Source organism: Nocardia sp. NPDC004123, from assembly GCF_053603795.1.
In genome coordinates, this window is sequence record NZ_JBSGGG010000027.1 from 35238 (window position 1) to 46924 (window position 11687).

13 protein-coding genes are annotated in these 11687 nt (G+C 69.6%); 6 read left to right on the top strand and 7 right to left on the bottom strand.

From position 1 onward, the window contains the following. The 4 genes from ACWEQQ_RS33745 to ACWEQQ_RS33760 all read right to left on the bottom strand — a co-directional run. Positions 1-237, bottom strand: a 237-nt coding sequence (locus tag ACWEQQ_RS33745; protein ID WP_452351063.1) for a hypothetical protein, incomplete at its 3' end; no start/stop codon positions are given. A gap of 60 nt (positions 238-297) precedes the next feature. Then, positions 298-1197, bottom strand: a complete 900-nt coding sequence (locus tag ACWEQQ_RS33750) for a carbohydrate ABC transporter permease (RefSeq protein WP_452341006.1) — start codon at positions 1195-1197, stop codon at positions 298-300. After that, positions 1197-2171: a carbohydrate ABC transporter permease gene (locus tag ACWEQQ_RS33755; RefSeq protein ID WP_452341007.1), complete on the bottom strand. Its 975-nt coding sequence runs from the start codon at positions 2169-2171 to the stop codon at positions 1197-1199. The genes ACWEQQ_RS33750 and ACWEQQ_RS33755 overlap by 1 nt, the downstream gene beginning before the upstream one ends. 124 nt (positions 2172-2295) lie before the next feature. After that, positions 2296-3600 carry an ABC transporter substrate-binding protein gene (locus ACWEQQ_RS33760; protein WP_452341008.1) on the bottom strand — a complete coding sequence of 435 codons (1305 nt, stop codon included), beginning with the start codon at positions 3598-3600 and terminating at the stop codon, positions 2296-2298. A gap of 219 nt (positions 3601-3819) precedes the next feature. Between ACWEQQ_RS33760 and ACWEQQ_RS33765 the strand changes: the two genes are divergently transcribed. After that, on the top strand, positions 3820-4659 hold the full coding sequence (locus ACWEQQ_RS33765; RefSeq protein WP_452351064.1) for a DUF2786 domain-containing protein: 840 nt from the start codon (positions 3820-3822) through the stop codon (positions 4657-4659). A gap of 11 nt (positions 4660-4670) precedes the next feature. Then, the gene (locus ACWEQQ_RS33770; protein ID WP_452341010.1) at positions 4671-5183 is read left to right on the top strand and encodes a TIGR04338 family metallohydrolase; all 513 of its coding nucleotides are present in this window, start codon (positions 4671-4673) and stop codon (positions 5181-5183) included. Here ACWEQQ_RS33770 and ACWEQQ_RS33775 read toward each other — a convergent pair whose 3' ends face one another. Then, entirely contained in the window at positions 5184-6167 is a 984-nt protein-coding gene (locus ACWEQQ_RS33775; protein WP_452351065.1) for an o-succinylbenzoate synthase, read from the bottom strand. It abuts the gene before it with no gap. A 717-nt stretch (positions 6168-6884) separates the two neighbouring features. Here ACWEQQ_RS33775 and ACWEQQ_RS33780 point away from each other — a divergent pair. Together ACWEQQ_RS33780 and ACWEQQ_RS33785 are read left to right on the top strand one after the other, a co-directional pair. Continuing rightward, positions 6885-7394, top strand: coding sequence for a hypothetical protein (locus ACWEQQ_RS33780; protein ID WP_452351066.1), 510 nt, complete (start codon positions 6885-6887; stop codon positions 7392-7394). 39 nt (positions 7395-7433) lie between these two features. Continuing rightward, a complete protein-coding gene (locus ACWEQQ_RS33785; protein ID WP_452351067.1) occupies positions 7434-7769 on the top strand; it encodes a hypothetical protein in 336 nt (111 codons plus the stop codon). Between the two features lie 16 nt (positions 7770-7785). Here the strand turns inward: ACWEQQ_RS33785 and ACWEQQ_RS33790 are convergent, their stop codons facing one another. Then, positions 7786-8955, bottom strand: coding sequence for a thiolase family protein (locus ACWEQQ_RS33790; protein WP_452351068.1), 1170 nt, complete (start codon positions 8953-8955; stop codon positions 7786-7788). Between the two features lie 123 nt (positions 8956-9078). Here ACWEQQ_RS33790 and ACWEQQ_RS33795 point away from each other — a divergent pair, with 123 nt between their 5' ends. Then, positions 9079-9591 carry a winged helix-turn-helix transcriptional regulator gene (locus ACWEQQ_RS33795; RefSeq protein ID WP_452351069.1) on the top strand — a complete coding sequence of 171 codons (513 nt, stop codon included), beginning with the start codon at positions 9079-9081 and terminating at the stop codon, positions 9589-9591. Positions 9592-9661: 70 nt separating this feature from the next. On the opposite strand, the gene ACWEQQ_RS33800 is transcribed toward ACWEQQ_RS33795, so the two are convergent. Further along, entirely contained in the window at positions 9662-10732 is a 1071-nt protein-coding gene (locus ACWEQQ_RS33800; RefSeq protein ID WP_452341015.1) for an ABC transporter ATP-binding protein, read from the bottom strand. A gap of 118 nt (positions 10733-10850) precedes the next feature. Here ACWEQQ_RS33800 and ACWEQQ_RS33805 point away from each other — a divergent pair, with 118 nt between their 5' ends. Next, a complete protein-coding gene (locus tag ACWEQQ_RS33805; protein WP_354841073.1) occupies positions 10851-11627 on the top strand; it encodes an LLM class F420-dependent oxidoreductase in 777 nt (258 codons plus the stop codon). Positions 11628-11687: the final 60 nt, after the last annotated feature.

Genomic DNA, 11687 nt, shown 5'->3' on the forward strand with positions numbered 1-11687 from the left:
CCGGCGGTGCCGGTCGATGACGCCCCGGCGGTGCCGGTCGATGACGCCCCGGCGGTGCCGGTCGATGACGCCCCGGCGGTGCCGGTCGATGACGCCCCGGCGGTGCCGGTCGATGACGCGGATCTGCCACGCCGCCTGCTGCGGGACGAGCTCACGAGCATCTCCTTCCGGAGCGTCGACAAAGCTTTCGAGACGGCCGCGACCACCCCGCGCGGCGGGACCAATGCTAATCGACACGCCCGGACGGAGCGGGTAAGTGATTCGGGGACAACGGCCCCGAACCACCTACCCGGACACTCAGCTCTTGACGCCGCCGGCGGTGAGTCCGGAGATGATGCGGCGCTGGAACAGCAGCACCATGATGACCAGCGGGATGGTGACGATGGTGCCCGCGGCCATGATCGCGGTGTACGGCGGCACCAGCGGATCGTTGCCGGAGAAGCGGGCGATCGCCTTGGTCACGGGCTCGGTCTTGTCGCTGGAGAGCAGGGAGGCCAGCAGGTACTCGTTGACCGCGGCGATGAACGCCAGGATCGCGGTGGTGAACACCGCCGGCGCGGCCAGCGGCAGCATGATCAGCCGGAACGCCTGGAAGCGGGACGCGCCGTCGATGCGGGCGGCCTCCTCCAATTCCCATGGCAGTTCGGCGAAGAACGAGGCCAGGATGTACACCGTCATGGGCAGCACGAACGAGATGTTCGGGATGATCATGGCCTGGTACTGGCCGATCCAGCCGATATTGGTGAACAGCTGGAACAGCGGCGTCACCAGCACGACGGCCGGGAACATGGAGGCCGAGAGGACCAGCCCGGACACCAGGTACTTGCCCTTGAAGGTCAGCCGCGCCAGCGCGTAGGCCGCCATCACGCCGAGGATCAGCGCGGCCGCCGTGGTGGCGCTGCCGATGATCACACTGTTGACCAGGGCCCGGCCGAAGTTGTTGCCGCGGCTGGTGTCGAAGGCGTTGCGGAAGTTCTCGAGCGTGACGTGGGTGGGCCACGGGGTGTTGTCGAAGGTGTAGGCCGGATCGCGCAGGGCGGTGACGACCATCCAGTAGAAGGGGCCGAGCCCCCACACCAGCACGATCAGCGCGCCCAGGTACACGCGCCCGGAGGACAGGCGTTTGGTCCACGAAACCGACTGCCGGATAGGCTTTTTCGGCTCGGCCACGACATCCTTCGTGAGTTCGATGCTCATCAGTGCGCCTCCCGCTGCTCTTCCTGGGTGCGAACGGCGTTCGCCCCCAGCACCTTCACCAGGAAGAACGCGACGGTGAAGATGAGCAGGAAGGTGATGACCGACAGCGCGGAGGCGCTGTTGGGCAGCGATTTCGATTCCGTCACCAGCATCGAGACGGTGCGGGTGGCGGCCAGGTTCCGCGTCATGATGGCGGGCAGGTCGTACAGGCGCAGCGCGTCCATGGTGCGGAACAGGATCGCCACCAGCAGAGCGGGTTTCAGCAGCGGCAGCGTGATGTTGACGAAGCGCTGCCAGGCGGACGCGCCGTCGACCCGGGCGGCCTCGTAGACGTCCTCCGGGATCACCTGCAGGCCGGCCAGAATCAGCAGCGCCATGAACGGGGTGGTCTTCCACACGTCGGCGATGATGACCGCGAAGCGGGCGGGCCAGGCGTCGGCGGTCCAGAGGATATGGGTGCCGAGCACCCGGTTCACCACGCCGTTGTACTGGAACATGAACTCCCACAACCGCGCTGTGACCGCGGTCGGGATGGCCCAGGGGATCAGCACGGCGGCGCGCAGCAGCGCGCGGCCCTTGAAGGTCTTGCCCATGATGACCGCCATGCCCAGGCCGATGGTGGTTTCGAGCGCCACCGTGACCACGGTGAACAGCAGCGTGACCCCGACGGCGGCCCAGAACTGGGAGCCGGTGTTGCCGGGCGGGCAGGACACGGTCTCGCCGAGCGAGTTGGTGCACTGCTGCAGCAGCCAGTGGCTGTAGTTGCCGAATCCGGCGCTGCCGCCTTCGACGAACATGCCGGTGGACTTGTCCAGGCCCGCGTCCTTCTGGAAGGACATCCACACCGCCCGGCCCACCGGATACCCGATGACCACCGTCAGTGCGAGCAGCACCGGCGTGACGAACAGCCACGCCCGAGCCGAAACCCCGAGGGCGGCTTCGCGGCGTTTCGGTCGTGGCTGGTCGTTGCGCATTGCTTTTTCCGTCAGGTCGGGTGGCGGCGCGACATCGGTCGCTCCCGAAGGACGTGACACCTTTTCTTCTCTCCTACGGGGCTACGCGATGGATCGTGGTGCGCGCATCGGGTGTGAGCGCGGCTCAGGATCCGGCGGTTTCGATGCCCTTCTGCATGGCATCGATTGCGGCGTCGACAGATTCCGTTCCGGTGATCGCAGCATAGGCGTTGTCCTGGATGGCCTTCGACACCGCCGGGTAGAAGGGGGTCACCGGCCGCGGTACCGCGGAGGCGATGGAGTCCTTCAGCGCGGACAGGTACGGCATCTTGGCGATCAGGGCCGGATCGTCGTACACGGAGGCCCGCACCGGCGGCAGCGCGCCGGCGGCCACGATGTGCTGGGCGTCCTCGCTGATCAGGAAGCGCAGGAAGTCCAGCGCGGTGGCCTTGTTCTTGGAGAAGGCGCTGATGGCGGCGTTGTAGCCACCGAGGGTGGACGCGCCGATGCCGTCCTTGCCGGGCAGCGGGGCGACCGCGAACTTGTCCTTGACCGCGGAGGCGTCGGAGCCCGCCTCGCCGAAGGAGGACGGCCAGCCGCGCATGAACATGACCTTGCCGGTGACGAAGGCGTTCTGCGACTCCGGCTCCTTGAAGGTGATGACTTCCTTCGGCATGTCGCCGTTCTTGTAGGCGTCGACCAGGGTCTGCAGGCCCTGCTTGGCCTGCGGGCTGTTCACGGTCGGGGTCTTGCCGTCGGAGCCGACGAAGCTGCCGCCGAAGGCGTTGATGACCTCGGCGGTGTTCACGGTCAGACCCTCGTACTGCGCGAACTGTCCTGCGTAGCAGCCGATTCCGGCGTCCTTGGCCTTCGGGCAGTCGGCCAGCAGCTCGGTCCAGGTCTTGGGCGCCTCGGGCACCAGGTCCTTGCGGTAGAACAGCAGGCCGCCGTTGGTGTTGCGCGGGGCCGCGTACAGGGTGCCGTTATAGGTGGCCGACGCGACCGGCGGCGACAGCAGCGTGGAGGTGTCGATGGCGAAGGAGTCCTTCAGTGGCTGGATCCAGCCCTTGGCGGCGAACTCCGCGGTCCACGGCACGTCGAGTGCCACCACGTCGTAGTCGGATTCCTTGGCGCGCAGGTGCTGCACCAGGTCGTCGTACTGCTGGGAGGCGTCGTTGGACTGCTCCTTGAAGGTCACCTTCTCGTCCGGGTGCGCGGCGTTCCAGCGCTCGATGAGCTGCTTGACGGCGCCGGTCTCGGTGGTGTCCTTGCCCTCGACATAGGTGATCGGCCCACGGCCGGTGAGGTTTTCGGCGGTGGAGTTGCTGCCGCTGGTGCTGCTGGAGCAGCCGCTGGCGAATGTCGCCGTCAGCAATGCCGCCGAGGTCACGGCCAGCACGGCACGCGGAACCAGCGTCGATCGTAGGGACGACACCTTCTTCAAAGCCATCGCGGATACTCCAGGGTTGATGAGTGACCAGTGGCACACTCAGCCGGGGGTGCACAAGGCAAGATACATGGTGACGCTATCGTCCGCCGGAGCTACCTTGTTGATCATCCCAGTGGTTCGCGGCCGTCTCGATTCTGGACCGACGGAGCGGGGGAGCAAGCGGAGGGAAGAATCGAGACCTCGGGGCCGCGAACCCGCCCGGAGCGAAGCGGAGGGCAATTGGATACAGACAAGATGCTCACCAGGATCGGGGGACTGCTGCGGCAGGCCGAATCGACCGACAACGAGCACGAGGCCGAGGCCTTCCTGGCCGCCGCGCAGCGGCTCGCGACCAGCTCGTCGGTGGATCTGGCGGTGGCGCGGGCACATATCGCGAATCGGGAGCGGCGGCCCACCCCGGCGCAGCGGGTGATTCCGATCGGCGAGGCCGGAAAGCGCGGGCTGCGAACCTATGTGCAGTTGTTCGTGGCCATCGCCGCGGCCAATGACGTGCGCTGCGATGTGGCCCGATCGTCGACGACGGTGTACGCCTACGGATTCGACACCGATATCGACACCTGCGAGGCGCTCTACACCAGCCTGCTGATCCAGATGGTGCGTGCCTCCGACCAGTACATCAAGTCGGGCGCCTACCGTTCGGCCACCACCGAGAAGGTCGTGATCGAGCGCCGCTACGGCCGCACCTTCCACCGGCCGGTGGAGGTGCCGGTGGCCGCGGTGACCGCGCGCCTGAACTTCCAGATGGCCTTCGCGGCCCGCATCGGCCGCCGCCTGGCCGAGGTCAAGGCGGATGTGGAGACCGAGGCGGTGCGGGCCGACGCCGCCGAATCCGTGCCCACCGGAACGGCGCTCGCCCTGCGCGACAAGGAGCTCGCGCTCACCGACTTCTACACCCGGACCTCCGAGGCGCGCGGTACCTGGCGGGGCCCGCAGGCCTCGGCCGGGTACTCGGCGGCAGCGCGGCGGGCCGGTGACCGGGCGGGTAAGGCCGCGCGGCTGGGTGATTCGCCGGAGCTGGGCGGCGTGCGGGGACAGCTGCCCCGCAGCGCGGGCGAATAGCGAACGCGCGCATGGCCGTCCGCGATGCGCAGCGGTCCCGGGTGTACGACGCCGAGGGGCTGGTGCGCGGAATGTTCGATCGCGCCGACGAATTCGGCGCACGGACCGTCGAAGTGCACGGGTCCCATCTCACGCTGCCGATCGAGCGGCGGTTCGCGTCGGTGGAATCGGTACAGGCGTACGTGGATCGGGTACTCGCGCTGAACTGGGTGCGCGCCCGGTGGGACGGGGCGGCGCGGCCGGTCACGGTGCGAGCGCGCGCCGGGGCGCAGGCGGCGCACTACGAGACTGCTGGATCGGTGCTCGCGGTGCCGCTGCACGCCCATGGAACCGCCTGGGCCCTGCGCGAATTGGTGATCCTGCACGAACTCGCCCACCACCTCGAGCCGGAGCGCACCGGCGTCGCGCCGCACGGGCCCGAATTCTGCGGTCGCTACCTCGAGCTGACGGACGGCGTCATCGGGCCGGAGGCCGCGCTGCTGCTGCGCACCACCATGTATTCGTGCGGCGTGCGAATTGCCTGATCAGGGCAGGAGTTTCCGGACCCGGGCCAGGCGCTGCCGCCACCAGTCGGTCCGTTCCGGGTCGGGGTGCCGGTAGCGCTCGAGCAGGTCCGGATCGGGTGCCGGCGCGGTGCGCGGGACGGACAGGTAGCCGTCCACCGGGCGCAGCGGCTCGGTCACCACATCGCCGGTGAGCAGTGACAGGGTGTCGAGGCCGCAGGCGAAGTCGAGGTGGGGGAGGGCGCCGGCGAGGGCGATCTGGGCGGCCAGGCCCACACTGGTTTCCAGGGCGGAGGACACCAGGCAGGGGAGTCCGGCGGCCGCGGCGACCTCCAGCGCGCGCCGGACCCCGCCCAGCGGAGTGCATTTCAGCACCGCGACGTCGGCCGCACCCGCCACCGCCACCCGCAGCGGGTCCTCGGCGCGGCGGATGGATTCGTCGGCGGCGATGCGCACGTCCACCCGTTTGCGGACGGCCGCCAGCTCCTCGACGGTTCGGCAGGGCTGCTCGACATACTCCAAACCGCCTGCGGCGCGCTCGATCAGCCGGATCCGGTCGACCGCGGTGTCCACATCCCAGACCGCATTGGCGTCGACGCGCACCGCGCCGTCCGGACCGAGTGCCTCGCGGACCGCCGCCACCCGCGCCAGATCCTCGGCCAGGGAATCCGGATGGTCGGCGACCTTCACTTTGGCGGTGCGGCAGCCCGATCCGGTCACGATCTCGCGCGCCCGTTCCGGGCCGACCGCGGGCACGATGCAGTTCACCGGAATCCGATCCCGGACCGGTTCCGGCCATCCGGCCGCGGCCTGCTCGACCGCGGTGGCCAGCCAGGCCGCCGCCTCGCGGTCGTCGTACTCGGGGAAGGCGCAGAACTCACCCCAGCCGGCGGGACCGGGAATCAGCATGCCCTCGCGAACGGTGATCCCGCGGAACCGGGTTCGCATGGGAATCGCGTAGACCACCGCCGACTCGAAATCCACCGCATCGCCGCTGTCGCTCATCCACCGCACCCTACTCACCACCGCGGTCCGGTAAGAGGTGGCGGCGCGGCCCCCGCCCGGCGACAATGCCGAATGAAGCCGATCCCGGCTCCATAGACCTGCGCCTTGGGGGAGACCGCAAACATGAACCCGCCCAACGAGCCCCGCCGTCCGGGCCGCGACGATCATCTCCCGTCCGATCCCGGCTTCTCCCCGGCGCCGCCGCGTGCGCCGGGCCAACCGCACGCGCCCGCCCCGCCCGGGGGACCACGGAATCCGACGGGCCCCGGATCGCCGCAGCGACCCGGACGTCCGCAGCCACCCGCGCCGGACTCGCGGTCCGGGGAGCCGATCGATGCGGCGGGACCGACCCTGCCCGGCGGGAGCCGCCAGGGTCCGCCGCCACCGCCCGCGCCACCGCAGCCGCCCGCTGGTGCGCCCCGGCCCGGCGCGATGGACCCGGCCGGACCTACCGTGCCCAAGGGCGGGCGGCAGAGCCCGCCACCACCGGTGCCGCCCCAGGCTCCCGGGAATGCCGGTGCCCCGCCACGGCCGGGCGGACCGGTCGGTTCGCCGCCGGATCCGCGCCCGCACTCGGTGCCGGGCGGCGCACCACGATCGCCCGCCGGTCCCGGCTATCCGGGCCAGGCGCCCGTGAGCTCCCCTGGGCCGCAGCAGCATTCCGCTCGCCCGCCGGGCGGGAACTACTCGCCGCCGGGGGGAGTGGTCCCGCCGCCCATGGCTACCGAGATGCGGCCGGAGCCGTGGGCTTCGGGGCCGCAGTACGTGGTGGGCGGCGGTTCCGGGCAGGAGCCCGGCGAGGCTGATCGGACCATGCCCGCCACACTGCCCCCGGCGGAAGCTGCCGATACGGCGGTGCCGGAGCGTAAGCCGCTGCGCCGCAAGGACATTCTCATCTCGGCGGTGCTGTATCTGACGGGGGTCGCCATGGCCTTCGGCTGGGCCTACGACCTGTTCGCGAAGCTCTTCGACCTGATCCACAATCGCTGCACCGCGAAGAAGGACTTCTCGGTGCAGTGCGTGGTGATCCGTCCGCCCGCATCGGCGCTGTGGGGCCTGCTGATCGGTGGTGGCGGCATGTTCCTGGCACTGGTCGGCGCGCTGGTGCTGGCCTCGGTGGCGGCCATGACGGGCCGCCGGGGCTGGATCTGGACCGCGGTCGCGCTGCCCGTGATTCTGGTCGCGGGCGGTGCGGGGCACATCCTGGTGGCCACCGCCGTCAACTGATCTCCACCGCTGCCGCGGAGCACCCGGCATCCTGGAAGGGTGGCCGGGTGGCGGCGGCCGCCGATCACGGCCGCGGATTGCATTGTCACCCTGCTGATCTACATCGCAGCGTGTGGTTCGGCCTGGGTGCTGGCGGGTTTGGTGCCCGAGTACCGCGCGCTCGCGGGCCCGGGCGATGACACCCGTTTTCTCCCCTTGGCTTTCGCCGTGGCCTGGCTGGGCATCGGCCTGACCCTGCTGCTGGTGCCGCTGTGGACCCTGCGCGCCGTCCGGCTGCGGCAGCGCGCCTGGTCCACGGCCCTGGTGGCCTTTCCGCTGCTGGCCGAGTCGTGGGTGCTCGGCCTGCTGGCGGCGGTCGTGGCGGTCTCCTACTAGGGCCGCCCGGACCGGGTCAGAGGCGCTCGTAGATGGTGGCGTTGGCGAGACCGCCTGCCTCACACATGGTTTGCAGGCCGTAGCGGGCGCCGCGCTCGTGCATGGCGTGCACGAGGGTGGTGGCCAGCCGTGCGCCGGAGGCGCCCAGGGGGTGGCCCAGGGCGATGGCGCCGCCGTTCACATTGACCTTCGACAGGTCGGCCCCGGTCTCCTGCGCCCAGGCCAGGACCACCGAGGAGAAGGCCTCGTTCACCTCGAACAGGTCGATGTCGGAGAGTTCGAGTCCGGAGCGCTGCAGGACCTTCCGGGTCGCGGGGATGACCGCGGTGAGCATGAGCAGCGGGTCGTCGCCGGAGACGGAGAAGCTGTGCAGCCGGGCCAGCGGGCGCAGGCCGAGCTGGGCGGCGCGCTCACTGGTCATGATGAGGGTGGCGGCGCTGCCGTCGTTGATCTGGCTGGCGTTGGCGGCGGTGATGTTCCAGCCGATCTGCGGGAAGCGGGCCGCCATCTCCTCGCTGTAGAAGGCGGGTCGCAGCCCCGCCAGCGCCTCCAGCGTGCTGCCGACGCGGATGCCCTCGTCGTGCGAGAGCCCGGCGTAGGGGGCGAGCTGTGCCTCGAACGAGCCGTTCTTGGTTGCGGCGGCGGCCTTCTCGTGGCTGGCGAGGGCGAACTCGTCGAGCTGGGTGCGGCTCAGGCCCCACTTGGCGGCGATGAGTTCGGCGCTGATGCCCTGCGGTACCAGGCCCTCCGGGTAGCGTTCGGCGAAGCCGGCACCCGCGATGTCCTCGGCCCCGATCAGGTTGGCGCCCATGGGAACCCGGCTCATGGACTCCACGCCCGCGGCGACCACGATGTCGTAGGCCCCCGCGATGACGCCCTGGGCGGCGAAGTGGATGGCCTGCTGGCTGCTGCCGCACTGCCGGTCCACGGTGGTGGCCGGGACCGATTCGGGATAGCCGGCGGCCAGGGCCGCGCGGCGGGTGAGGTTGGAGCCCTGCTCGCCGACCTGGGTGACCACGCCGCCGATCACATCGTCGATCAGGGCCGGATCGATCTCGGTGCGCCGCACCACCTCCCGCAGGCTGTGGGCGAGCAGATCGGCGGGGTGCACACCGTGCAGGGCGCCGGTGGCCTTGCCCTTGCCGATGGGGGTGCGGACCGCTTCGACGATGACTGCGTCTCTCATGACGTTCCTTCCAGGCGCGCCGCCCCGGATTCGAGTCCGACAACGGCGTCTGACTTGATCGCTCTAAAGTCAGAGTAGGAGCTGACCATAGTGAAGGCAAGTCAGCGTTGTATGATGTGTGTCATGTCGGCAGTACTGGAGGGAAAACTCAGCGATCTGGGCTCGTGGAAGCCCGAGGCCTGTTCGATCGCGAAGGCGATGGACATCGTCGGGACACGCTCGGCGATCCTCATCCTGCGCGAGTCGTACTACGGCACGACGCGGTTCGACGGCTTCGCGGCGCGGATCGGCATCACCGACGCGGCGGCTTCCAGCGCGCTGCGCAAACTGGTCGATGCGGGACTGCTAGAGAAGCGGCCCTACCAGGAAGAGGGCAAGCGCACCCGCAACGAATACGTGCTCACCCCGATGGGTCTGGACCTGCTGCCCGCGGTCGTGGCGCTGTGGCAGTGGGGTGACAAGTACCTGCAGGACGGCACCGCGCCACTGGAGCGGCTCGAGGATGCCACGGGCGAACCCGTGCGTGCGGAACTGCGCAGCGCGTCGGGAAACGAAGTCCCCCTGGAGAATCTGCGCATCCGGGTGAACGACGAATGGCGGCGGAAGCAGGCGCGGAGCTCCCGCGCCCGTAGATAAGGGCCCCCGCGCCGGTCGACAAGGGGGCCCGGGGGCTCGGCCCCCGGAACCCCTTGGAGCTGACCGAAGGTCAGTTCAGGCGGCGTCCGTCCTCGGGGTGGAAGAAGTACGTGTGGTCCGAGTCCGCGACCAGCGCGAGCTTGGTGCCCTTCGCGGGCGGGTTGCGCCAATCCGCGCGCGCCACAATGGTTTCCCCGTCACCGAGGGTGCGGCCGTAGATGTAGGCGTCGGAGCCCAGCTCCTCGACCACGTCCACCTCCATGGCGATCCCGGCCCCGTCGCCGACCGAGTCGAGATGCTCGGGCCGGATGCCGACCACCACCCGCTCGCCGGTGGCCGCCGCCACCGAACGCGGCAGCGGCAACGGGCAGCCGCCCAGCGTGACCGAGCCATTGCCGACCGGCAGCGTGAACAGGTTCATGGCGGGCGAGCCCATGAAGCCCGCGACGAACAGGTTGGCCGGGTCGCGATACAGGTCGCGCGGGGAGGCGCACTGCTGCAGCAGCCCGTCCTTGAGCACCGCGACCCGGTCGCCCATGGTCATGGCCTCGACCTGGTCGTGGGTGACGTAGACGGTGGTGGTGCCGAGCCGGCGCTGCAGCTGGGCGATCTGGGTGCGGGTCTGCACGCGCAGTTTGGCGTCCAGGTTGGACAGCGGCTCGTCCATGAGGAAGACCTGCGGCTGGCGCACGATGGCGCGGCCCATGGCCACGCGCTGGCGCTGACCGCCGGACAGGGCCTTGGGCTTGCGGTCCAGGTAGGGCTCCAGGTCGAGCAGCTTGGCGGCCTCGAGCACGCGCTGCTGCCGCTCATCCTTGGCGACCTTGGCCATCTTCAGCGCGAAGCCCATGTTCTCCGCGACGCTCATGTGCGGGTAGAGCGCGTAGTTCTGGAACACCATGGCGATATCGCGTTCCTTGGGCTCGGCGTGCGTGACGTCCTTGTCCCCGATCAGGATTCGGCCGTCGCTCACCTCCTCGAGCCCCGCGAGCATGCGCAGCGAGGTGGATTTGCCGCAGCCGGAAGGGCCGACGAGAACCAGGAATTCGCCGTCGGCGATCTCCAGGTTCAGGGCGTCGACGGCGGGGTTGGCCGCGCCCGGGTAGAGCCGGGTGGCCTGGTCGAAAGTCACCGTTGCCACGGTTTCACACTTCCCTTCACCGGCAGGAACGTGCCGGACGATCCGTAGTAGAGGGTCGGCCCAGAGCGTAGCGGAGGGGCAGAATGGGGCGCAGTGATCACCGACGGAGGAGCACCCCATGAGCCGACCGATTCGTATCGGAGTTCAGTTGCAGCCGCAGCACGCGCCCACCTACGGATTGATCCGGGACGCGGTGCGGCGGTGTGAGGACATCGGCGTCGACATCGTCTTCAACTGGGACCACTTCTATCCGCTGTACGGGGACCCGGAGGGCGCGCACTTCGAGTGCTGGACCATGCTGGGCGCCATCGCCGAGCAGACCGAGCGGGTGGAGCTCGGCGCGCTGGTCACCGGCGGCGGTTACCGGAATCCGGATCTGCTGGCCGATATGGCCCGCACCGTGGACCACATCAGCAACGGCCGCCTCATTCTCGGTATCGGCGCGGGCTGGTTCCAGAAGGACTACGACCAGTACGGCTACGAATTCGGCACGGCCGGAAGCCGGCTGGCGCTGCTGAAGGATTCCATGGCCCGCCTCACCGACCGGCTGGCCAAGCTGAACCCGCAGCCGGTGCGCGACATCCCCATCCTGATCGGTGGCGGCGGCGAGAAGAAGACGCTGCGGCTGGTCGCCCAGTACGGCGATATCTGGCACAGCTTCTCCGACATCGACGTGCTGCAGCGCAAGATCGGCATCCTGGGCGAGCACTGCGCCGAGGTCGGCACCGACCCCACCGCCATCGAGAAGTCCGTGGCCTGGCCGGGCCTGGATCAGGTGGAGGGCTACGCGGACGCGGGCGTGACACTGTTCACCGTGAGCTCGGGCGGGCCGGACTACGACATGAGCCGGATCCAGGAGGCCGTGGCCTGGCGGGACGGCTTCAATCAGCGGTAGGGACGCGCCTGAACTGTGATTTCCGCCGAATCGGGCCGAGGCTAACTCTGGCCTGGCAGA